This is a genomic window from Bradyrhizobium sp. (assembly GCF_022844465.1).
Taxonomy (GTDB): Bacteria; Pseudomonadota; Alphaproteobacteria; order Rhizobiales; family Xanthobacteraceae; genus Bradyrhizobium.
In genome coordinates, this window is record NZ_JALHLP010000005.1 from 231544 (window position 1) to 254804 (window position 23261).

The 23261-nt window shown below is 64.8% G+C and carries 19 protein-coding genes and 1 tRNA gene; 5 read left to right on the forward strand and 15 right to left on the reverse strand.

Going from position 1 to position 23261, the window contains the following annotated elements:
- Nucleotides 1-138 precede the first annotated feature (138 nt).
- Complete coding sequence (gene aroC / locus Q0D31_RS12275; RefSeq protein ID WP_291850594.1) at nt 139-1233, forward strand: chorismate synthase; 1095 nt, start codon at nt 139-141, stop codon at nt 1231-1233.
- On the opposite strand, the gene Q0D31_RS12280 is transcribed toward aroC, so the two are convergent.
- The 3 genes from Q0D31_RS12280 to Q0D31_RS12290 form a co-directional block, all read right to left on the reverse strand.
- Nucleotides 1230-1595 carry a type II toxin-antitoxin system VapC family toxin gene (locus tag Q0D31_RS12280; protein WP_291850598.1) on the reverse strand — a complete coding sequence of 122 codons (366 nt, stop codon included), beginning with the start codon at nt 1593-1595 and terminating at the stop codon, nt 1230-1232. The genes aroC and Q0D31_RS12280 overlap by 4 nt on opposite strands.
- Nucleotides 1589-1804 carry a CopG family transcriptional regulator gene (locus Q0D31_RS12285; protein ID WP_291850601.1) on the reverse strand — a complete coding sequence of 72 codons (216 nt, stop codon included), beginning with the start codon at nt 1802-1804 and terminating at the stop codon, nt 1589-1591. The genes Q0D31_RS12280 and Q0D31_RS12285 overlap by 7 nt, the downstream gene beginning before the upstream one ends.
- 177 nt (nt 1805-1981) lie before the next feature.
- A complete protein-coding gene (locus Q0D31_RS12290; protein WP_291850604.1) occupies nt 1982-3676 on the reverse strand; it encodes a GMC oxidoreductase in 1695 nt (564 codons plus the stop codon).
- A 128-nt stretch (nt 3677-3804) separates the two neighbouring features.
- On the opposite strand from Q0D31_RS12290, the gene Q0D31_RS12295 reads away from it, so the two are divergent.
- Entirely contained in the window at nt 3805-4989 is a 1185-nt protein-coding gene (locus Q0D31_RS12295; protein ID WP_291850607.1) for an adenylate/guanylate cyclase domain-containing protein, read from the forward strand.
- 24 nt (nt 4990-5013) lie between these two features.
- Here Q0D31_RS12295 and clpS read toward each other — a convergent pair whose 3' ends face one another.
- A complete protein-coding gene (clpS, locus tag Q0D31_RS12300; RefSeq protein ID WP_291850610.1) occupies nt 5014-5319 on the reverse strand; it encodes an ATP-dependent Clp protease adapter ClpS in 306 nt (101 codons plus the stop codon).
- Between the two features lie 281 nt (nt 5320-5600).
- Between clpS and Q0D31_RS12305 the strand changes: the two genes are divergently transcribed.
- On the forward strand, nt 5601-6476 hold the full coding sequence (locus tag Q0D31_RS12305; protein ID WP_291850613.1) for a DUF1194 domain-containing protein: 876 nt from the start codon (nt 5601-5603) through the stop codon (nt 6474-6476).
- Between the two features lie 122 nt (nt 6477-6598).
- Here Q0D31_RS12305 and Q0D31_RS12310 read toward each other — a convergent pair whose 3' ends face one another.
- From Q0D31_RS12310 to Q0D31_RS12345, 8 genes are all read right to left on the reverse strand, one after another.
- A complete protein-coding gene (locus tag Q0D31_RS12310) occupies nt 6599-7786 on the reverse strand; it encodes a methyltransferase (protein ID WP_291850674.1) in 1188 nt (395 codons plus the stop codon).
- Nucleotides 7787-7838: 52 nt separating this feature from the next.
- Nucleotides 7839-8594 (reverse strand): TlyA family RNA methyltransferase, encoded by a 756-nt coding sequence (locus Q0D31_RS12315; RefSeq protein ID WP_291850616.1) that lies wholly within the window; start codon nt 8592-8594, stop codon nt 7839-7841.
- 62 nt (nt 8595-8656) lie between these two features.
- Nucleotides 8657-10582, reverse strand: coding sequence for a 1-deoxy-D-xylulose-5-phosphate synthase (dxs, locus tag Q0D31_RS12320; protein WP_291850619.1), 1926 nt, complete (start codon nt 10580-10582; stop codon nt 8657-8659).
- Nucleotides 10583-10941: 359 nt separating this feature from the next.
- A complete protein-coding gene (locus Q0D31_RS12325) occupies nt 10942-12240 on the reverse strand; it encodes a hypothetical protein (RefSeq protein ID WP_291850622.1) in 1299 nt (432 codons plus the stop codon).
- A gap of 103 nt (nt 12241-12343) precedes the next feature.
- The gene (locus tag Q0D31_RS12330; protein WP_291850625.1) at nt 12344-12595 is read right to left on the reverse strand and encodes an exodeoxyribonuclease VII small subunit; all 252 of its coding nucleotides are present in this window, start codon (nt 12593-12595) and stop codon (nt 12344-12346) included.
- A gap of 189 nt (nt 12596-12784) precedes the next feature.
- Nucleotides 12785-13711 (reverse strand): histone deacetylase family protein, encoded by a 927-nt coding sequence (locus Q0D31_RS12335; RefSeq protein ID WP_291850629.1) that lies wholly within the window; start codon nt 13709-13711, stop codon nt 12785-12787.
- 86 nt (nt 13712-13797) lie between these two features.
- On the reverse strand, nt 13798-15462 hold the full coding sequence (locus Q0D31_RS12340; RefSeq protein WP_291850632.1) for a bifunctional metallophosphatase/5'-nucleotidase: 1665 nt from the start codon (nt 15460-15462) through the stop codon (nt 13798-13800).
- 116 nt (nt 15463-15578) lie between these two features.
- Entirely contained in the window at nt 15579-16340 is a 762-nt protein-coding gene (locus tag Q0D31_RS12345) for an enoyl-CoA hydratase-related protein (RefSeq protein ID WP_291850634.1), read from the reverse strand.
- 131 nt (nt 16341-16471) lie between these two features.
- Here Q0D31_RS12345 and Q0D31_RS12350 point away from each other — a divergent pair, with 131 nt between their 5' ends.
- Nucleotides 16472-17425: a ring-cleaving dioxygenase gene (locus Q0D31_RS12350; protein WP_291850637.1), complete on the forward strand. Its 954-nt coding sequence runs from the start codon at nt 16472-16474 to the stop codon at nt 17423-17425.
- Between the two features lie 42 nt (nt 17426-17467).
- Here Q0D31_RS12350 and Q0D31_RS12355 read toward each other — a convergent pair whose 3' ends face one another.
- Nucleotides 17468-19306 (reverse strand): adenylate/guanylate cyclase domain-containing protein, encoded by a 1839-nt coding sequence (locus tag Q0D31_RS12355; RefSeq protein WP_291850641.1) that lies wholly within the window; start codon nt 19304-19306, stop codon nt 17468-17470.
- A gap of 288 nt (nt 19307-19594) precedes the next feature.
- Nucleotides 19595-21379 (reverse strand): acyl-CoA dehydrogenase, encoded by a 1785-nt coding sequence (locus tag Q0D31_RS12360; RefSeq protein WP_291850643.1) that lies wholly within the window; start codon nt 21377-21379, stop codon nt 19595-19597.
- 304 nt (nt 21380-21683) lie between these two features.
- Here Q0D31_RS12360 and Q0D31_RS12365 point away from each other — a divergent pair.
- Nucleotides 21684-21758 (forward strand) — tRNA-Gln (locus Q0D31_RS12365).
- Nucleotides 21759-22129: 371 nt separating this feature from the next.
- Here the strand turns inward: Q0D31_RS12365 and Q0D31_RS12370 are convergent.
- Entirely contained in the window at nt 22130-23167 is a 1038-nt protein-coding gene (locus Q0D31_RS12370; protein ID WP_291850645.1) for a hypothetical protein, read from the reverse strand.
- Between the last annotated feature and the right edge of the window lie 94 nt (nt 23168-23261).

Genomic DNA, 23261 nt, shown 5'->3' on the forward strand with positions numbered 1-23261 from the left:
ATCGAACCCGGAATCTCGAGATTCCGGGTCTGGTCCTTCGGACCATCCCGGAATGACGGGCGGATGGTTTGACCGCCGTGCTCCCCGGCGTTACGACAAGTCACAACTGCCTCAAGCTTTAGCGAGCAAACAGCGCCCATGTCCTTCAACACCTTCGGCCATCTGTTCCGGGTCACGACCTTCGGCGAAAGCCACGGGGTTGCGATCGGCTGCGTGGTCGATGGCTGCCCGCCGCTGATCCCGCTCACTGATGCGGACATCCAGCGCGACCTCGACCGCCGCCGCCCTGGACAATCGCGCTTCACCACCCAGCGCCAGGAGGCGGACGCGGTCAAGATCCTGTCCGGCGTGATGGCGCATCCCGAAACCGGCGTGCAGGTGACGACGGGCACGCCGATCGCGCTCCTGATCGAGAACACCGACCAGCGCTCGAAAGACTATTCCGAGATCAAGGACAAGTTTCGTCCCGGCCATGCCGACTTCACCTATGAAGCCAAATACGGCCTGCGCGACTATCGCGGCGGCGGGCGTTCGTCGGCGCGCGAGACCGCGACCCGTGTCGCCGCCGGCGCGATCGCGCGCAAGATTCTCCCCGAGGTGAAGGTGCGCGGCGCGCTGGTGCAGATGGGTCCGCACAAGGTCGATCGCGCCAAATGGGATTGGGACGAGATCGCGCGCAACCCGTTCTTCTGCCCGGACCGGGACAAGGCTGCGTTCTTCGAGCAGTATCTCGACGGCATCCGCAAGAGCGGCTCCTCGATCGGCGCGGTCATCGAGGTGACCGCCGAGGGCGTTCCGCCGGGGCTCGGGGCGCCGATCTACGCCAAGCTCGACGGCGAGCTGGCGGCCGCGATGATGAGCATCAACGCGGTGAAGGGCGTCGAGATCGGCGCCGGCTTTGCCGCCGCCGAACTTTCCGGCGAGGAAAACGCCGACGAGATGCGCAGCAGCAACACCGGCACGCGGTTTCTGTCCAACCTTGCCGGCGGCGTTCTCGGCGGCATCTCCACCGGCCAGCCGGTGGTGGTGCGTTTTGCGGTGAAGCCGACCTCGTCGATCCTGTCGCCGCGCCAGACCGTCGATCGCTCCGGCGCCGACACCGACATCGCGACCAAGGGCCGCCACGATCCCTGCGTCGGCATCCGCGCGGTGCCGGTCGGCGAGGCGATGATGGCCTGCGTGCTGGCGGATCACTTCCTCAGGCACCGCGGGCAGGTGGGAGGCGGCGCTTAGAGTCGGTAGGGCATGCGGACGCCGGGATCTCCGGCTGCGAAATCCTTGGTATTCCGCGTGACCAGAAGCATCGCGTGTACCTGCGCGGTCGCCCAGATAATTGCGTCGGGCAATTTTATGTGATGGCTGCGGCGCAGGCCGACCGCACGCTCTGCGATGGCCTCGTCGAGCGCGATGACATCGAAAGTGCTCAGAAAAGTGCGCGTCCTATCCTGGACATCCTCCGTAGCGCCGACCATCACCTCCATCCATGTGATGATACTGACGGCCTTGTCCGCGTAGCGTCGGAGTTCGGTGCGCGCCTGGGGAACGGCATTGAGGTAATCGACGAGAATGTTGGTGTCGAACAGCGCTCTCACCATTCGCCACGAACTTTTTCCTGATAGGCCAAGCCGTCCATCTTGCGTTTGCCCCACAGGCCGAACGCATCGCCTGCCTGGCTGTCGCGCCGCTTTCCGAGATAGTCATCGATCGCCTGACGGATCAGGGACGCGCGAGATCGCTTCTCCTTCTTGGACAGCTCGTCCAGTGCTTGAATCTGGCTGTCGCCGAGGTCAACCAGTGTCCGCATGGGGTTCTCCGATATATGATATCGATATAGTATATCATTTCGCCGCGAAATTCAACCCCCTAGGGGGACTTCGGCGGCGCCCCGCTTTGCCGGCGCTATTGGTGAGCATTAGCCGCCCCCACCATCCGTTTTTTCAGCATGGCCGGTCAAGGCCGGCCGCGGCAATCCCGGCCATTCTCACTGCATCGCATCCGCGATCTTCTCCGCCGCCATCAGCGTCGGAAAATTGGTGTTGGCGCACGGCACCACCGGGAAGATTGAGGCGTCGACCACGCGCAGGCCCTGCACGCCCTTGACGCGGCCCTGGGTGTCCACCACCGCCATCGGATCGTCGTCGCGGCCCATCCGGCACGAGCAGGAGGCGTGCCAGACGCCGATCGTGGCCTTGCGCACGAAGGCTTCCAGCGCCTCGTCGTCGCCCATCACCTGTTCGAAGGTGAACCCTTCGACGATGAAGTTGTCGATCATGGCGTGGCGCAGCGCCGCCGGCCCGTTCATCAGCGCGGCGGCAATGGCTGTCAGCACCTTGTTCTTGGTGTTGACCACGCCGATCTTGCGCACGCGGTCGGAGTAGGAGGCCGGGAACGGCTTGTCGGTCACCGCCTGCAGCGGCGCGCTCATCTGCATCGCCGCCATCTTGCGAAAACCGCTCATCAGGCGGTCGAGGTCGCGGCGGTCGGACAGCAGGTTGAACTCGACGATCGGCTCTGCCAGCGGATTGCGCGAGGCGAGCTTGACCTGGCCGGTCTCCGAATAGGTCTTGTTGACGAAGGTCAGCAGCGAACCGATCTGCTCGCCGACCGCGTGCCAGGCCGATTTGCTCAGGACTGCGACGAACATGTCGCCCGCCGGAGTGCCTGCGAGCCCCGAGGAGTAGCGCAGCCCCATCTGGATGTGGCGCCTGGTGTGCGCGTTCATGCGCGCGCCGCGGCGGACATAGGACGACAACGCGATCGAGGGGTGATCCATCAGCCGTTGGCCGACGCCGGCAAGCCCCATCACGACCGGAATGCCCATTTCCTTGAGATGCCCGACCGGTCCGATGCCGGCGCGCAAGAGGTGCGCTGGCGAATGGATCGCGCCGCAGGAGAGGATGATTTCGCGGCCGCGGAATTCCTGTTCGCGGCCCTCGACCAGCGCCTTGATGCCGATGCAGCGCGTGCCCTCGAACAGCAGCTCCTTGACCTGCGTATCGGTCGAGATGGTCAGGTTGGCGCGCTTGCGAGTCTCGCGATCGAGATAGCCCATCGCGGCTGAGACGCGCTGCTCGTCCTGGTTGGAGTGCGTCACCGGGAAGTAGCCGTCGACGAACTCGCCGTTCTGGTCGGGCAGAAACGGGTAGCCGGCGAGCTTGCAGGCCTCGGCCATCGCTTCCGCGTGCCCAGTCCAATGCTGGCGCGGGATGCGGCGGACCGGGATGCGGCCGTCCTTGCCGTGGAACGGGCCGTCGAAATCAAGGTCGCGCTCGACCTTCCTGAAGTACGGCAGCACATCTTTCCAGTTCCAGCCGGCGGCGCCGCGCGCCTCCCACTCGGCGTAATCGGTCGGCGCGCCGCGGTTGGCCATCTGGCCGTTGATGGAGGAGCCGCCGCCCAGCACGCGCGCCTGCTCGTACTTGCGCAACGGCGGGCGGTTCTCTTCGGGGTTGTTGTGGCTCACGATCTGGGTCGTGACCTTGAGTTCGGTCCAGTGGAAGCGCGGATCGAAATAGGCCAGTCCCGAATAGCTGTCGCGAATCTCCGAGGGTTCGTTGCCGGGCGGAGTGTCCTGGCCCGCCTCGCAGAGCAGGACCTTGTTGACGCTTCTGGCGGAGAGCCTGTGGGCCATGACCGAGCCCGCCGAGCCGCCGCCAACGATGATGGTGTCGTACATGGACGCTTCCCCGTGGTTTCTGCCGGGAAGCTAGCTCAGCCCGGGCGCCGGGTCACGCCGGCTGTCGCCGGTCTGCAGCGATCGGCCGCCTTGACGGTGTATGGCATTGCAAGGCAAATGTCGCTGCGATGAACGTATCCGCGTTGCAGGAACTTGCTGACTGGCTGATCGACGGCGCCCGGTCCGCGGCCAGCCCGACCGGGATGATGGCGGAAGCCTGCGAACGGATGGTCGCCGCGGGACTGCCGCTCTGGCGTGCCGGTGTCTTCGTTCGCACCCTGCATCCCGACATCTATGGCCGCAACTTCATCTGGCGGCCGGGCGCCGAGGTCGAAGTCGGCACTGTCGATTTCCAGATTCTGGAATCGCCGGATTTTCTTACCAGTCCGCTGATCATCGTGTTCCAGCAGGGAGTCGAGGTTCGGGCGCGCGTTGACGATCCGAAGAGTCGACGCTTCCCGATCGTTGATGAACTGGCTGCCGAGGGCGTCACGGACTATGTCGCGCTGCCGGTGTCCTTTCTCAACGGCACGGTCAACGCATCGAGCTGGGCCACCACGCAGCCGGGCGGATTTACCGAGGAGCAACTGGTGGCGCTGCGGAAAATCGTGACGCCGCTGGCGCGGGTGATCGAAATCTTCAGCCTGACCCGCACCGCGGCGAGCCTGCTCGACACCTATGTCGGCAATCGCGCCGGTGCTCGAATTCTCGGCGGCCAGATCCGGCGCGGCCATACCGAGACGATGAATGCGGCGATCTGGCTGTCCGACCTGCGCGGCTTTACTTCCCTGTCCGACCGCGTTCCGGCAGAGACGGTGGTCGACGTCCTGAACCACTATTTCGACTGCCAAGTGGCCGCGATCCGCACGCATGGCGGCGAAGTCCTGAAATACATGGGTGACGGGCTGCTCGCGGTGTTTCCGATCGACGAGTATGTCGGCGACGACCAGCAGGTCTGTATGCATGCGCTCGATGCCGCCCGTGAATCCCGCGCCGGCGTCGCCGAGATGCAATATCCGATCGGCGATACTCTCGAACGTTTTCGCTTCGGCGTCGCCCTGCATGTCGGGAGGATTCTGTACGGCAATATCGGCGGCGGTAACCGGCTCGATTTCACCTGCATCGGACCTGCGGTGAATCTCGCCGCACGACTGGAAAAGATCGCCGGCCACCTGCAGCGCACCGTCGTGGCCTCCGAGGGGTTTGCCAGCGTCAGCGGCGCCGGCTGGGACGATCTCGGCGAGTTTCCCATCGCAGGCTTTGCGAAGGCGGCGCGCGTCTACGGGCTGGCGGACGAGACGCCGGCGGCATAGCGGGCCCGTAGCCCGTCCGAGAGGTCATTCTTCCGGTTCGGTCGTGAACAGCAGCGGATAGCCCTTGGCGCGGCCGGCGTCGGTGGCGCGGGTCGCCTTGGTCTCGGCGACGTCCTTGGTAAACACGGCGACCACGCAGACGCCGCGCCGGTGCGCCGTGATCATGACCTTGTGGGCCTGATCCTCGGTCATGCGGAACTCCGCCTTCAGCACCGTGACCACGAACTCCCGCGGCGTGTAGTCGTCATTGACGAGGATGACCTTGTGCAGGCGCGGCCGTTCGGTCTTGGTCCTGACCTTTGTCTTTGGCTTGGCGACAATGTCAATCATGCCGGTTCCCGAAGCGAACGAATTCCGACGTGGGCCGCAATCAGTGGCGCGGCGGCCCGAAAGCCGTCGGGCCCCGGTCGGATCACCAAGGGCTGACGGCTGCGCCGATCAGTTTACAGGGTTCGGGCCGGTCCTGAAACCGGGCGGTTGCCGGGACTTTCAGTTCGGCGCAGGATTTCGCCGTGGCTGCGCGCTAACCCGAAAGTGAAGGATAAATGATATCGGCGCTTTGCGTTCGCCGCTTTGCATGTCACCATCGCGTCATTCGACGGGAGGCAGCGATGCGCTGGTATGTCTCGATCGGGGCCGTGCTGATAGCGGGCGTACTCGCCGGTGGCGACGTCGCGGGTATCGCCGCGCCAAACCCAAAGAACCGGCCGGACAACCCGACGAGCCCGCAAGGCCGTCTCCTCGCCGAAAAGGAAGCCAATCCCTCCGTCGATGTCGAACTCGTCCTTGCCGTCGACGTCTCCTATTCGATGGATATCGACGAACTTGCGCTGCAGCGTGAGGGCTACGCGCAGGCCATTATCTCCAAGGAGTTTCTGCAAGCGCTGAAGAGCGGCCCGAACGGCAGAATCTCGGTGATCTATTTTGAATGGGCGGCGTCCAGCGACCAGAAGATCATCATCCCCTGGCGGCTGATCGACGGCCCGGAAACCGCCGACGCCGTCGCCAACGAAATCATGAAGACGCCGATCCGCCGGGCGTCGCGCACCTCGATATCAGGCGCCATCAATTTCGCCATGGCTCTCCTCGACGAGAACCCGCATCGGGGCCTGCGGCGGGTGATCGACATTTCCGGCGACGGCCCCAACAACAACGGTGTTCCTGTCGTCGTCGCCCGTGACGCGGCGGTGGAGAAGGGCGTCATCATCAATGGCCTGCCGATCATGGTGAAGGAGCCGTCCTACTCCACCATGGATATCGACAATCTCGATATCTATTATGAGGAATGCGTCATTGGAGGTCCCGGCTCTTTCGTCATCACGATCAAGGAGCGCGACAAGTTCAGGGAAGCGATCCGCACCAAGCTCTTGCTGGAGATCGCCGGCCGCGTGCCGGAACGGCCGGTGGTACCGGCCGCGGCCAGGGAGCGGCGGCCCGTCAATTGCATGATCGGCGAGAAGATCTGGCAGGACCGCTGGGGCAGGTAAGTTGAGTTACTCGTCTTCGTAGCTGCGTAGGGGTAGGCAAAGCGTAGCGTGCCCACCAATTTCGATTGTGACAGGACATGGTGGGCACGGCGCAAGCGCGCCTTTTCCCACCCTGCGAGATACTACCGTGCGAACCGCGCCACCAGCTCCACATGCGGGGTATGGCGGAACTGGTCGACCGGCGTGACGCTACCTATCCGGTAGCCGCCATCGATCAGGATCTTGGCGTCGCGCGCAAATGTCGCGACATTGCACGATACCGCCACCACCGTCGGCACCTTGCTGGCCGCAAGTTGCATCGCTTGCGCCTGCGCGCCCTGACGCGGCGGGTCGAACACCACCGTATCGTAGTCGCGCAATTCCTGCGGCATCAGGGGGCGGCGAAACAGGTCGCGCGCTTCGGCCTTGACCGGCTTCAGTCCAGGCGTCGTTGTCGCGGCCTTCTGTAGCGCCGCCACCGCGCCGGCATCGTTGTCGAAGGCGGCGATCCGTGCCTTCGCCGCCAGCCTGAGCGCGAACGGGCCGACGCCGCAAAAGAGGTCGGCGATATGTTTGGCGCGGCTGCAATGGCCGGACACCAGCGCCGCCAGCGTCGCTTCGCCTTCGGCCGTCGCCTGCAGGAACGATCCCGGCGGCAGCGCGACCTCGGCTTTGCCGATCGAGACCGTAGGCGGCGTTCGCATCAGTACCAGTTCACCGTGACGCGTCAGCCGCGCCAGCCGGTGGTGTTCGGCGATCCGCGACAGCTTCGCGATCAAGCCTGTCGACAACGGGCCGGAGCCGCGCACGTCGATGTCGAGCCCGCTGTTGGTGGCCGTGATCTGGATATCGAGCGGCCTTCCCATCGCGATCAGCGGTTCGGCGACGGCCCAGGCCGCCTCGATGGCGCCGCTCAAATGCGGGTCCAGAACCGGGCAGCGATCGATCGGCACGATGTCGTGCGAGTGGGCCGCCGAAAATCCAACCTTGAGCACGTCATGGGTCCCCATCCGCCCGTGCAAGGTGATACGGCGACGGCCGAGGCCGTGGGCATCGACCAGCGGCGCCACCGCGCAGTCGATACCCGCCTGCGCCAGCGTCGTGATCACGATCGCGCGCTTCCATGCGCGATAGGGTTCGGCATCCCAATGCTGGATCGCGCAGCCGCCGCAGAGGCCGAAGTGCGCACAGAACGGCGCGATCCGCGCCGGGCTTGCGGTATGGATCCTGATCAGCCGGCGGCGGTCGGGATGGTGGCCGGGCACCGGGCCGACCTCGACGGTTTCGCCGGCGAGGGCGTAGGGGACATAGATATTGCCGGCGTCTGACATGGCAACGCCGTCGCCGTGATGGCCGACATGGTCGATCACGAGAGTCTCGGTGTCAGCCACGGCGCGCACCCATGAAGAATTCGATGTTGCCGTCGCCGCCGGTGATCGGGGACGGAAACACGGCGATGTCGGTGCATCCGAGCGAGGCGGCGAAGGCGGTGATGTCGTCGCAGACGTCGCGATGCACCGCCGCGTCGCGGATGATGCCGTTCCTCGAATGCTTTCGCGCAGCCTCGAACTGCGGCTTGATCAGCGCCAGCAGGTGCATTGGAGCGGCCGCCAGCGCCAGCGCCGCCGGCAGCACCGCCTTCAGCGAAATAAAGCTGACGTCGATGACAACGACATCGGGCCGGGCCGGCAGGCGCCGGCCCTCGAAGGCGCGAATATCCGTCTCTTCCATCGACACGATCCTGGGGTGACCCCGCAAAGAGGGATGCAACTGGCCGCGGCCGACATCGATGGCAAAGACGAGGCTGGCCCCGTTCGCCAGCAACACCTCGGTAAAGCCGCCGGTCGATGCGCCGACATCGAGGCAGACATGGTCCTCGATCTCTACCCCGTATTTTTCAAGCGCACCGGCGAGCTTGACGCCGCCGCGCGAGACCCAGGGGTGCGCGGGCTGGGCGGATAATTCTGCGTCGACGGCAATGGTTGCCGATGCCTTCAGTACCGGCTTGCCGTCGGCCACCACGCCGCCGGCCTCAATGGCGGCGCGGGCGCGGGCGCGGCTTTCGAACAGGCCGCGCTCGACCAGCAGCACGTCGGCGCGCTTGCGGGGAGAAGTCCGGTCGTCTTGCTTGTCAGCCAATGTCAGTCCGATGTGCGCCGACGGCGCGATCCACCGCCGGGCGACGAAACAGGATCTGACCCTCAGGCGAGCTTGACCGTTTCGGTCTTGTAATCCTTGCCGAGGGCGTCGAACACCTTGGCGACGATACCCTTGGCGTCGAGCCCGGCATAGGCATACATCGCGGCCGGCGAATCGTGGTCGATGAACTCGTCGGGCAGGATCATCGCCCGCATCCGCAGGCCGCCGTCGAGCATGCCGTGGTCGGACAGCGTCTGCATCACGTGCGAGCCGAACCCGCCGATCGACCCTTCCTCGATGGTGAGCAGGACTTCATGGTCGCGCGCCAGCTTCAGCACCAGATCGACATCCAGCGGCTTCATGAAGCGTGCGTCGGCGATGGTGGTGGAGAGGCCGTGGGCGGCGAGTTCGTCGGCGGCCTTTTCGCACTCGGCCATTCGGGTGCCGAACGAGAGCAGGGCGATCTTGTTGCCCTGGCGGACGACGCGGCCCTTGCCGATTTCGAGCGGGATGCCGACTTCGGGCATTTCGACGCCGCGGCCCTCGCCGCGCGGATAGCGCACCGCGCTAGGGCGGTCGTTGATCGCGACCTGGGTGGCGACCATGTGCACCAGTTCGGCCTCGTCGGACGCCGCCATGATGACGAAATTCGGCAGGCAGCCGAGATAGGCGTTGTCGAACGAACCGGCATGGGTCGCGCCGTCGGCGCCGACCAAGCCGGCGCGGTCGATCGCGAAACGGACCGGCAGGCTCTGGATCGCAACGTCGTGGACCACCTGGTCATAGCCGCGCTGCAGGAAGGTCGAGTAGATCGCGCAGAACGGCTTGTAGCCCTCGGTGGCGAGGCCGGCGGCGAAGGTCACGGCGTGCTGCTCGGCGATGCCGACGTCGAAGGTGCGGGCGGGGAAGGCCTTGTTGAAGATATCGACCCCGGTGCCCGAGGGCATCGCCGCGGTGATGGCGACGATCTTGTCGTCCTTCTGGGCTTCCTTGACCAGGCTCTGGCCGAACACATTCTGGTACGCCGGCGCATTCGGTTTTGCCTTGGCCTGCGCGCCGGTGGCGATGTCGAACTTGACGACCGCGTGGTATTTGTCCGCGGCGGCCTCCGCCGGTCCGTAGCCCTTGCCTTTCTGCGTCACGACGTGGACCAGGATCGGGCCGGTCTCCATGTCGCGGACGTTCTTCAGAACCGGCAGCAGATGGTCGAGGTTGTGGCCGTCGATCGGGCCGACATAATAGAAGCCGAGTTCCTCGAACAGCGTGCCGCCGTCCATCATGAAGCCGCGGGAATATTCTTCGACGCGGTTGGCGCGGTTGGCGATGATCTTCGGCAGCCGCTTGTTGATCTGCTTGGCCGCCTCGCGTAGCGAGCGGTAGGTCTTGCCGGAGTAGAGGCGGGACAGATAGGCGCTCATCGCGCCGACCGGCGGGGCGATCGACATGTCGTTGTCGTTGAGGATCACGATCAGGCGCGAGTTCATCGCGCCCGCATTGTTCATGGCCTCATAGGCCATGCCGGCGGACATTGCGCCGTCGCCGATCACGGCGATGACGTTGTTCTTGCCGCCGGAAAGGTCGCGCGCCACGGCCATGCCGAGGCCGGCCGAAATCGAAGTCGAGGAGTGCGCGGCGCCGAACGGGTCGTAGTCGCTCTCGGCGCGCTTGGTGAAGCCGGACAGGCCGCCGCCGGTGCGCAGCGTGCGGATGCGGTCGCGGCGTCCGGTCAGGATCTTGTGCGGGTAGGCCTGGTGGCCGACGTCCCAGATCAGCCGGTCGCGGGGGGTGTCGAAGATGTAATGGATCGCGGTGGTCAGCTCGACGACGCCGAGCCCCGCGCCAAAATGGCCGCCGGTCACCGAAACGGCGTCGATGGTTTCCTGGCGCAACTCGTCAGCCACCTGCCGCACCTGCTCGATGTTGAGCTTGCGAAGGTCGTCGGGGGTGCGAATGGTGTCGAGAAGGGGCGTCTTGCTAAAGGTGGTCACAGCGATGTTCCAATTTTACAGGTCGGGGCGAACAACCCGACGCGAGATGGGGTACGCGTTAACCGCGCGGTGAAATCAGATGCCGGGCGCTACCTCTGCAGGGCGGTATCTGATCCGAAAGCCTAGATGCACTTCGGATCGAACCATGTGACATGCATCACGTCGGTAGCTTCAACCCTTCCCGTTCAGTTTCTTAAGCTTCGTTTTTTCAGCGGCGGCTTTAGCTTGCTACCGTCGAAATCCGCGGCAAACAGCTCTCCTCAGCCCGTAGAACCGCCAACTTTACACCAAACGGGCCGCCAAAGCCAACCCGGCGCGCAAGCCGGGTTTTTCGCGATATGGCCGAAAATCACGATTTTTCAACCGCGACGACGGGCGGAGGGTCCGACCTTGCCGGCATCGGCAGGGCGGATGGCTTGGGCATTGGTGGTTCCGATGCTGTTCCAGGCCCGTTCGCGGGCGGTCGGGTCGCCGGTCGCGATCGCCAGCGCGGCCTCCGGCGCGGCCATGCGCGCGGCAAGCGGGATCGGCCCGCAGACGATCATGAAGAAATCGTAGGCGTTGGGCTGGTCGTTGGCCATCACGAATTGGAAATGCACGCGGAAGAACTGCCAGCGGAACTTCGCGTAGTGCTCCGGCCTGACGATGTCGCGAAAGCGGACGGGAACGATGGTCGGATTGCGCCGGGCCGCCCCGGCGTCGATTCCGTGACCGGCGACCGGATCGAACTGGTAGAAGTTCATCACGTCCTTGCGCGCCTGGCAGTCGATCCAGTCGATCGATGGTTCTACCGCGAGTTTCCGCAGATGGTCGCGGAAGGCGTGTGACACGGCGTGGAAACCGACAATCGGGAAGTTTCCGCCGAGCGTCAGCAGCGCGATCCGCGGTCCGCGCCGGCCGAGCTCGGGATCGAGCTTGAGCGCCCGCGCCAGCATCTCGACGCCGAGGAACGATCCGGAACTGTGGCCGACAATGACGATTTCATCGGCGTCGGTGGTGCTGACGACGTCGATCAGGTGCCGGGCGAAGCGGTCGATGCGCTGGTCCCATTCCGGACGCGCGCGGTGCGCGAACTCCCAGGTCCAGATCGTGTCGCACAGCAGATAGAGCACATAGGTGGCCCGCTCGGTGTATTTCAGTGCCGCGCCCAGCAGCGCAACGAAGATCGCAACGGCGGCCGGGATACTGACGAGGTCGGGAATCCCGATGGCGTTCAGCCCTTTCTCGAACACAAAGGCGATGCCCGCGGCGCCGGCCGCCTCGAGCAGCAGCATCAGTTGCGGGTAGGTGATGAAGGTCGCAAACCGCCAGTTCGCCTTGCCGAACCGCGCGACGGTGCCGGAGAACAGGAGTCGCCAGTAGATCCACACCGCGCTAAAAACCGTGCGCCAAACCGGAGAGGCCAGATCCTGCTGGATGAAATCCTCAAAGCGCAGGAAGTCGTAAGACGTGCGCGTCTGCCAACCCTCGGCCCTGGTGTCGATGGTCCAGGACGCGATCTCGTCATCGGAGACGACCTTCGGCCGGCTGATCGTGGCCTGGAGCTGGTAAAGCCGGCCGAACTTGCGCAACTCGGTCCGGAACATGCGGTAGTACTGCGCCAGCCCGCGCGGATCGTACCCCTGGACATAGATGACATGACGGTGCTGGACGCGCACGAACTGTTCCCGATTAGCGGCGGACTATAACAGGTTGCGCGGGGCGCCAAGAATTAACTCGAAGGGATTCGGACTGGCGAATTCAGGCCTTTTGACGTCAGGACTACTGAACGTCGAGCGGCTCGGTTCCCGTAACCTTGCCGCTGGCGTCGGTCGTGATCTTGTCGACGCGGGCCTCGGCCTGCCGCAGCAGTTCGTCGCAGCGCCGCTTCAGCGCCTCGCCGCGCTCGTAGATCGCGACCGATTCCTCCAGCGGCACCTTGCCGTCCTCGAGCCGTTTCACGATCGACTCGAGCTCCTCGATCGCGCGCTCGAACGAGAGCTTCCTGACGTCGGCTTGGGTGTTTTCGGCCATATTGCATTCCCGGATGCGCCCCTTGGAATTTCCCGGCGCAGAATCGGACTATAGCGTTTTCGCGCCGCGTAGGAACTGTCTCGCGCAAAGAATTAATGCCAGGAAACCTCGTCAAGACAACGGATTAGCGGCAGTTCTGACGTGTTTGGAACCGGCGGGGGCGGCGCTGGCTGGCTCTCGCGGCAGCCTTCAGGTCTGCATCAAGGTGGTGACGTGGGCGGCGACCGACTCCTTCAACCCCTGCAGGTCGTAGCCACCCTCCAGCACCGACACCACCCGCCCGCCGGCGCTGGCTTCCGCCACGTCCATCAGCCTGCGCGTGACCCAGCCGAAATCCTCCGCCTTGACGTTGAGCGAGGCCAGCGGATCGCGGTAGTGCGCGTCGAAGCCGGCGGAGATGATCAGCAGTTCCGGGCTGAATTTCCGCAATTGCGGCAGGATCAGGTTTTCGAACGCGGCGCGAAACCTCGCGCTGCCGTCCTCGGAAGCCAGCGGTGCGTTGACGATGGTGTCGTGCTCGCCGCGCTCGCCGCTGGCGCCGGTGCCTGGAAACAGCGGCATCTGGTGCGTCGAGCAGTACATCACGGTCGGGTCGGACCAAAAGATGTCCTGCGTGCCGTTGCCGTGATGGACGTCGAAATCGACGATCGCCGCACGACCGATGCCGTATTTGCGCTGGGCGTGCCGCGCCGCGATCGCGACATTGTCGAAGAAGCAGAAGCCCATCGGCTTGGAGACCTCGGCATGATGGCCGGGCGGGCGCACCGCGACGAAGGCGTTGGGATGGGCGCCGGACATCACCGCGTCGGTTGCCGCCACCGCGCCGCCGACGCCGCGCATCACCGCCTCCCAGGTGCCCGGCGACATCGAGGTGTCGCCATCGATGTAGATCATGCCGCTGGTGGGGGCGATGTGCCGTAGTTCGCCGATATAATGTTCGCCATGACACAGCGCGACGGTATCCAGATCGCCTTCCGGCGTTTCGCCGCGCACCAGCGGCCTGAAGCGCTCTTCCCCCAGGACCTCGGCCACCGCGCGCAGCCGGTCCGGACGTTCCGGATGCCCCGGCGGGGTCAGATGGTCGAGACAGGCGGAATGGGTGAGAAGCAGCGTCATGCAGAATTAACCCAGGCGCATTCGATGCGCGTAGCGGGAACGGCCGATCCTAAAGCGTTTTCGAGCCGAGGGGAAACCGGTTCGCATCAGTTTATCCTGACGATGCGATCGAGCGCGGTCGGGCCGACCGGGCTGTTGGCCTGGAAGTAGGCCTGCAGCGCGTCGATGTCGTAGACGCCGGTTTGCGGCGCCGTGCCCTGGGTCAGGACCGTGAAGCCGTCGCCGCCGACGGACAGGAAATTGTTGACGGTGACGCGGTAGCTCGCGGCGGGATCGAGCGGTTTTCCGTTCAGCGACATGCGCTCGGCAAGGATGCGCGCGCCGTCCGGCCGCGTGGCGTCCCAGGCGTAGCTGAATCCGTTCGAGACTTGCAGGATCCGCGGCCGCTTCGGATCGCGCCATTGCTGTTCGAGCATGTCCTTGATCTGCTTTCCGGTCAGCGTCAGCGTCACCAGCTGGTTGCGGAACGGCTGGCTGGCGAACAGGTCGGCATAGGTCACTGAACCGTCGCCCCGTTGCGCGATGTCGGCGCGGACGCCGCCGGGGTTGGTGAACGCGATGTCGGCGCCGCCGTTGGCGCTGGCGCGGGTTGCAGCAAGTTGCGCGTCGGCGATGATGCCGCCGAGCGAGCTCTCGCCGGCAGGGTTGGGCATGCGCGACAGCGTCTCCTTCACCGCGCCCGCCGGGCGGTTGGCGATCGGCGCGGCCAGCCGGTCGTAGGATTCGATCAGCGCGCTCTGTTCTTCGCTCTTCGCCAGCGTGGTGCGGACGATGGTGTTGTCGGCGCTGGCGTTGACGACGTCGCGGGTCACCGGATCGAGCCTGAGGTCGATCGCGGTGACCAGGGTGCCGTACTTGTCGCCGGAGGTGACGAGCCGCCCGTCGATCTCGCAGACATAGGCCCGATGGGTGTGGCCGGTGACCACGACGTCGATCGCCTTGTCGAACTTCCCGACGATGTCAACGATCGGGCCGGATATGCCGGGGCAATCGTTGAGGTCGCCCGTCGGCAGGCCGCCTTCATGGATCAGCACCACGATGGCCTCGACGCCGCGCGCCCTCAGTTCGGGGATCAGCGCGTTGACGGTCTCGGCCTCGTCGCGGAATTCGAGGTCGGCCACGCCGACCGGCGAAACCAGCCCCGGCGTACCCTTCAGGGTCAGGCCGATGAAGGCCACGGGAATGCCGTCGAACCCCCTGATTTCATAGGCCGGGAATACCGTTTTGCCGGTGCGCCTGTCGAAGGTGCTGGCCGCGAGATAGCGAAATTTCGCGCCGGTGAAGGGGTGCGGCCCCAGGCAATTGTCCACGGGGTGGCAGCCGCCGTGCTGCATCCGCAGCAATTCGTCCTTGCCCTCGTCGAACTCGTGGTTGCCGACCGCGGAGATATCCAGGCCCATCTTCGACAGCGCCTCGATGGTGGGCTCGTCATGGAACATCGCCGACAGAAACGGGCTGGCGCCGATCAGGTCGCCGGCGGCGACGAAGACGGTGTTCCTGCGGCCTTCGCGCAGCTGGCCGACCAGAGTCGCCATGTGCTCGGCGCCGCCGGCTTCGACCGTGATCTTCCTGGTCTTCTCGGCGGGGTCGGCGATTTCGATCCCGCCCGGCGGCGGACGAAGGTAGCCGTGGAAATCGTTGATCGCGAGCAGGCGCAGTTCCACCGGCGCGGCGGTTTGCGCATGCGACGGCGCGGCGAGCGCCGCGAGGATCGTCAACGCTGTAAAGATAGGAGTGAGCCGGGTTCTCATGACGCTGATCACGCTGGTTTCGTCATTGCGAGCGCAGCGAAGCAATCCATCTGGCCGCGCAAAAAAAGAATGGATTGCTTCGCTGCGCTCGCAATGACGGTGGAGTGAGTGTGGGCTTATCCCTTCTTCCGCGAAAAGAACGCCTTGAACGCGGCTACCGCTTCGCCTGAGCGCAACCGTTCGCTGAACAAATGGCTCTCCTGGTCGATCCGGCGGGTCATCTCCTCGGGCGGCGGCTTCAACAGCTTGCGCGAGATCGCGACCGCTTCGGCCGGCAGCGCGCAGATCTCGCGCGCCACCTTGCGCGCCTCGGCCTCGGCCTGGCCGGGCGGCGTGACCGCGTTGACGAATCCGGCCGCGCGCGCGTCCTCGGCTGAGAAGGTGCGCCCCATCACCAAGAGCGCGAAGGCGCGGTGGTGGCCGATGGCGCGTGGCACAAGCAGGCTGGAAGCGGCCTCCGGCACCAGGCCGAGATGGATGAAGGGCGTCGAGAAGGTCGCGGTCGCGCCAGCCAGCACGTGGTCGCAGTGAAACAGCAGGGTGGTGCCGATGCCGATCGCGACGCCTTCGACGGCGCCGACGATCGGCTTGCTGTTGTTGGCAAGCGAGTGAAGAAATGTTCCGGCGGCGGAGGCGCGCGGTGCGCCTGAATTGGAGGTGCCGTCCTTCAGGAAATCATCGAGGTCGTTGCCGGCGGTAAAGGCGCCCACGCCGCCGGATATCAGAAGGCAGCGGATATCTGCGTTGTCCTGCGCGCTGTCGATGGCCTCGCTCATGGCGCGGTACATGTCCTGGGTGATCGCGTTCTTCTTCTCGGGCCGCCGCAGCGTGATCACGCGCGTGGCGTCGTCGTCGGTCACAATGAGGTGCCCGGTCATGCAGATGTCCCCCGGATATCATGCGGCACCGCCGCCGCTGGCCAATGATCCCGCCATATCCTACATGATCCGGCAAGAGGCCGCGCGGCCTCGGCGAATTTTCTCATGGAAGCGAGGACAGGGATAACGCCATGCATCTGGGTGGAATTCATCATCTGACCGCGATCTCGGCGAGGCCGCGCGAGAACGTTTCCTTCTACACCGGCCTGCTCGGGATGCGGCTGGTCAAGAAAACCGTCAACCAGGATGACGTCAGCGCCTACCACCTGTTCTACGCCGACGGAAAGGCAACTCCCGGCACCGATCTCACCTTCTTCGATTTCCCGGCCGCGCCGGAGCGGCGCGGCACCAATTCGATCTCGCGCACCGGCCTGCGCGTGGCGGGCGAAAACACCCTTGGCTATTGGCGGGATCGCCTGCGAAAGGCAGGCGGCGTCACCGGCGCAATCGCCGAGGTCGACGGCCGGCTGACGCTGCTGTTCGAGGACGGCGAAGGCCAGCGCCTGATGCTGGTCGACGATGGCGGCGCGGGCGAGGCGTTCCCATGGGAGCGCAGCCCGGTGCCGGCCGAGCACCAGATCCGCGGCCTCGGCCCGATCATGCTGACGGTGCAGGCGGTTTCGCGCACCGCCTTCGTGCTGACCGAGGTCATGAACATGCGCCGCGTGCGCGACTATGCTGCTGAAGGCGCGGCGGTTCAGGTGTTTGCGATGGGCGAGGCAAGGGGAGAGAGCGGTCCCGCCGCCGAGTTGCACCTGATCGAGGGCGGGGATTCGCCGGTGGCGCGGCAAGGCGCCGGCGGCGTGCACCACGTCGCGTTCCGCACGCCGGACGACGAACAATACCACGCCTGGACGCAGCGCCTGAACGAACTGCGCGTCCCCAACAGCGGCGAGGTCGACCGCTTCTATTTCCGCAGCCTGTATTTCCGCGAACCCAACGGCATCCTGTTCGAGATCGCGACCGATGGCCCGGGCTTTGCGACCGACGAGCCGATGGAAACGCTCGGCGAGAAACTGGCGCTGCCGCCGTTCCTGGAGCCCCGCCGCGCCGCGATCGAGGCGGGGCTGAAGCCGATTGGGTGAGGAAGTCTGCCGCATGCCGCGATCGCGAGCCGCGGACGTTCGTTATCGTTCCGACGCCGCCCGCGACATTCCCAGCCGTCGGAACGACGTTGGCGAATCCGGCTCTGGCAGCTCCATCTGCCGCCACGCCGGCATCACCCGCGCGTCGAGCAATTCGAGAAAGGCCGGCGTCTGCGAATAGAACCGAGGTTCGATAATTTCGCCGCGATAGACCTCGTCGAATTGTGCCCTGGCGCGCATCGCATTGGCGCGGTCGCCGACATTGGCGTAGGCGACCACGGCGAACGCCAGATTGGCCCAGTGCCTGGGGTTGATCGCGATCGACCGCTCCAGCCAGATAATGGCGTCGTGGTACTGTCCCATCAAGGAATAGTTGAGGCCCAGCATCAGGCACCACACCCATCGCATCCGATCCCGCGGCGATTGCGCCAGCGCCCGCCGCAGCGGTTCGATTCCCAGTTCTGGTCGGCCGCTCGCGAACTGCAGATTCCCGTTCCAGGCGATGGCCTCGACCAGGTTCGGATCGAGCTCCAGCGCGATCTGGTTCTCGGCCAAGGCCGCCTCGATCCGGCACTGCATCTGGCGCAGCCGCGACATGACGAAGCGGGCATAGGCGTTGTGTCGATCCAGCGGCATCGCCTTCGCCATCAGCGCGTCCGCTTCGTCGATCAGCCGGGCATTGGCGTCGCTCGGCCAGCCGAATACCTGCTCGACCATGGTCACCGCGCGGCCCACCAGCGCCGCCTGTTCGTCGCCGTTGATCGACAGCGCCTTTTCAAACATGACGCGCACCTGCTGCAGCGCATCCAGCGTGTTGGCGCGGTAGTAGGCGGCGCGCGCCTGCATTACGAGGTCGGTCGCGTCGGGGTTTTCGGAACCCTCGGAATGTCGGGCCTCGGCTTCGATCAGCTGGAGGTTCAGCGCGATCGCCAGGCGGTTGACCACTTCGCGCCTGATGTTGCGGACCGCGGTCTTGTCGACCTCCATCGTGTCGGCCCACAACACCGTTCCCGCCAAGGCGTCCCACAGCTGCGCCGTGGTATCGATGCCCTGATCGAAACGCTCGACGCTCCCCTTGAGGACGTATCGCACGCCGAGCTCCACGCCCAGCGACCGGATATCGACCTCCTTGCCCTTGTAGCGGAACGCGGTGTCCCGGCCGATCACATAGCTGCCTCTGATCTTGGAAAGCTGTGCCGTCACCTCGTCGGTAATGCCGTCGGAAAAATACTCCTGGGCCGGGTCGCCGCTGACATTGGTGAACGGCAGCACCACGATCGATAACCGCGCCGGCTTGGCGACGGGCCTGTCCGGCGCCGGCGTCAGCGCCGGCATGGTAATGGCGGCGTCCGGCCTCCAGGCATAGGTTCGGATCGGGCGGGCGATGTTCTTGAGTTTCTGCTCGCCCATGTCGGTGAAGCCGAAATCGTCGCGAATTTGCTCGCGCACCGCCGAGGAGACGCAGATGCCGTCGACGGGGGCCAGCGCTTCCAGCCGAGCCGCGATATTGACGCCGTCGCCGGCGATGTCGTCGCCGTCGACGATAATGTCGCCGACGTTGATCCCGATCCTGAAACGAATACGCTCGGACAAGGGTTGTCCCTGCTCGAGTTCCATGACCGTGCGCTGAATGTCGAAACCGCATTGCACGGCGGCGACGGCGCTGCCGAACTCGGCCAGGAATCCGTCGCCGGTGGTGCGAATGACCCTGCCGCCATATTCCTCCACCTTGAGAAGGTTCACCTCTTCGCGCAGCCGGCGCAATCGTGAGAACGTCAATGCTTCGTTGCGTTCCATCAGGCGGCTGAAGCCGACGATGTCCGCAAACATGATCGCCGCGAGCCTGCGAACGGTCGGCGAGTTCTGGCAATTCTGCGTCAAGCGATGTGTCCCGATAGCGCGCATGATCCGGTCATCATGGCCGGAATCCTGCGCTAAAGTAATGGCAGCGCCGGATGGCGGCGTGTGATCCAAGTAACAGTTCGAGAATGCCCCATTTCATTGGTCCAGACTCGATCGCATCGGTTCAAAGACCGGAAATGCGCGATGGTTCTAAAATGAAAGGTTCTTTCGGGTCGGCGGAAAACAACTCTTATTGCATAGGCAGCAAAACTTACCTTGCAGGTAAGTACAATATTCCCGGACACAATCCGGGGCCGCTGCGGTGGTTCACCCCAGCAGCACCGCATCCGCGCCGGTCACCGCGTCGGCCGCATCCGTCACCGTTTTTTCCAGCGAGCCTGCCTGCACGGACATGTTTTCGGCAAAGAACCGCGCCAGCGTCACGTAGCGCTGCGGGTCGCCGCCGGTCGCGCCGTTGCCCTTGGCGGCGAGCGCTTCGCCGGCCAGCATGCAGCCGCCGAGCGTGACGCCGAACAGGCGCAAATAGGGCGTGGCGCCGGCGAGCGCGTCGTTCGGCGCGGACGCCACGCGCTCCAGCAGCCATTTGCTGGCGCGATCCAGCGCCCCGAGCGCATCGCGCAATTTCGGGCCGGTGGTGCCGAAGGCCGGATCGTTGGAGGCTTCGACCTGCTTGACGACGCCGGACAGTTCGTCGAGCAGCGCCCACACTGCCGCGCCGCCATTGGCCGCGAGTTTGCGCGTCACCAGGTCGATCGACTGGATGCCGTTGGTGCCCTCGTAGATCGAAGTGATGCGCGCATCGCGGCAATGCTGGGCGGCGCCGGTCTCCTCGATGAAGCCCATGCCGCCATGGACCTGAACGCCGAGATAGGCCACCTCGTTGCCGATGTCGGTGGAGAAAGCTTTCGCAACCGGCGTCAGCAGCGCGCCGCGCGCGGCGGCCGCGGCGCGAACCTTGGCGTCGGCGGCGCGCGCCGAGATATCGAGCGCCACCGCGGTGGCGTAACAGATCGAGCGCGCGGCGGCGGTCAGGCTGCGCATCTGCAGCAGCATGCGCTTGACGTCGGGGTGGGCGATGATGGCGTCGAGCCCGTCGCCCTTGTTGCCCACGGCGCGGCCCTGCTTGCGTTCCTGCGCGAACGCCAGCGCCTGCTGATAGGCGCGGTCGGCGATCCCGACGCCTTCGAGGCCGACGCCGAGGCGGGCCTGATTCATCATCGTGAACATGCAGAGCATGCCGCGGTGTTCCTCGCCGATCAGGTAGCCGATCGCGCCGCCCTTGTCGCCCATGGTCATGGTGCAGGTAGGCGAGGCGTGCATGCCGAGCTTGTGCTCGACCCCGCTCGGAAAGATGTCGTTGCGGGCGCCGAGCGAGCCGTCGGCGTTGACGAGGAATTTCGGAATCAGGAACAGCGAAATCCCCTTGGTGCCCGCGGGCGCGTCGGGCAGGCGGGCCAGCACGAAATGCACGATGTTGTCGGTCATGTCGTGGTCGCCATAAGTGATGAAGATCTTGGTGCCGGCGATGCGGTAGCTGCCGTCGGGCGCGCGCTCGGCGCGGGTGCGCAGCGCGCCGACGTCGGAGCCGGCCTGCGGCTCGGTCAGCTGCATGGTGCCGGTCCATTCGCCCGAGACGAGTTTTTCCAGATAGATGCGCTTCAGGTCCTCGCTGCCATGGGCGTCGAGCGCCTCGATCGCCGACAGCGTCAGCAGCGGGCAGAGGCCGAAGGCTATGTTCGAGGCGCTCCAGATTTCGGTGCAGGCCGCGTTGACCGCCAGCGGCAGGCCCTGGCCGCCGTAGGCCTCCGGCCCGGAAACCGCGTTCCAGCCCGCTGCGGTCCAGCGCCGGTAGGCGTCGGGCCAGCCCGGCGCGGTCGTCACCTGGTTGGCCTCAAGCTTGACGCCATGCGCGTCGCCGACCCGGTTCAGCGGCGCCAGCACCTCGGCGGCGAACTTGCCGGCTTCTTCCAGCACGGCGGCGGTGACGTCGCCGTCGAAATCGCCGTAATGGCCGGCCTTGATGGCGGCCTGCAGGCCGGCGCCGTGGTTGAGCGCGAGCAGGATGTCGGAGATCGGCGCGCGGTAGGTCATGACCAGCATCTCATGTTGGCGGGGACGGGGCTTGCCGTATTCCCACGAAACCGCAGTTGTCTCAACTCTCCGATCAGGCGGCGCGGGGCCGCACCGGGGCGGACGCCGGGGAGGCGGCCATTGGCTGTGGGAGGAGGATGGCCCACGATGTTAAGGCGTCGAATGTATATAAGGTGTTGGCTGCCGGGCCTGGTTTCGGGACCAAATTCGCGCTTCCAGCCTGTTGAATTGGCCGGATTCCCTCTATAGACCGGCGTTGCAAGCGAGGGACCGCGCCGGTCGATCTTCCGGTGTTCCCGCCTGTTGGGGCGTAGCCAAGCGGTAAGGCAGCGGATTTTGATTCCGCCATTCGGAGGTTCGATCCCTCCCGCCCCAGCCAGGCAGTCCTACGACTGACCTAAATTTGCAACCTGCGCCTCACAGGCCCGGAAATCCCGGCTTTTTCATCGTTCCGCTCGGTCTCCAGACTCCCGGTCTCGCCATCTCCGGGGCGAAATGGCGGAAAGTCTCCGGCCGTTTCCCGAAAAACTCCCGTTTCCCTGAGACTATTGGCGGAGACAGGTTCGATCGCGACTGCCGCCCGAGGGCGGCAGTTCAATGATCACCGGATTGCGGATGGTCGCGGGACCCGATACGACTGCGGCCGCCAGACCGGTCAACAAGGCACCCGGGCGGCGCTAATAGAGCCCGGTCGCGAAGCGACGCGTTGCCACGCAAGAAGAACAAGTTGAACGCTGCACAACCGAAGCACTATGCGTCTGGCATCGCTTCAGGCGTGAAAGGTATTTCGACATAGAATCCGCCGTCTTCTCTATGGTCAGAAATGATCACGCCACCCTCAGCCACGATTTCGTCGGCCAAATCGCCTATGATCTCGAATGCGCTTTGATCCTTCCATTTACCGTAGTTCGCGGCGAGATCCGTGCAAGCGTCTCCGAGCTTTTCGAAAAACGGCTCGAACCAATGACCTTCCAAAGCAGCCTCGGTCTTGGGCAGATCCTTTAGCGTGAGGCCAAGCCCGGTCATGTTGCCGAGGTGGTAACAAGCGAACTTCATGAGTTCACCGTAAGCGCCATAAACCTCAGCGGTAATTTGCTCAATGTCTGCGTGCAAGCGATAGGCCTTAATCAGGTCGTTGGCCCGCGAGCGCGTTTTTGTGAGCGCGGTCAGGAACGTCTCCTCGTAATCCTCAGTCGGTTGACGCCCGAACGGTGCGCAAATCCATGTCACAGCGTATTCATCCCAGCACGCTTTGGTGATGTCCGAACGGAAATGGGCATGCGCGTTCGGTGAATTGCTCTGCAGCAGCACGCCAGGAAACGCCGCATTGTATCGTTCTGTTACCTCGACGTGCCCGCATTCATGCGCCAGCATATGAAGGGCTTGCTGGTGAAGTTCGTGCTTTTCGTCTTCGAGCGGCAGCAGCACACTGGCATTGAAGAGCATGTGACTTTTGATCTTGCCCTCACGCATGACAGCGGGCGTCATCGCGATGCCAAATGCAATGCCTTCCGATGGCGCGAGTTTGTACTTGGTATCGTAGCCGCGATCCAGATCAAGGAGTGCTTGAGTATAATCGAACGCGACGGTAATGCCGTCAAGAGTGGATAGATCGAAATATCTGCTCAACGTACGCACGTAGGTGGCTATTAGATTGCCGAATGCGTGCGCATGGTCCTCCGTATCAAAGCCGCGCAGGCCTACAGAGATGTTCTCGGGCGCCGTGAGCGGAGGTAAGTCCGCCTCCGGTGCGCCCGCGGAGGTCGTTTCGGATGTGGTGTCGGTCATCAACCGCATGCTAACCGAAGAAATGCGATTCGGCCCGGGCACACTCGACTACACAGCAATAAGAAGCTTCCAACTGGCAAAGCGTGCAGCCCGA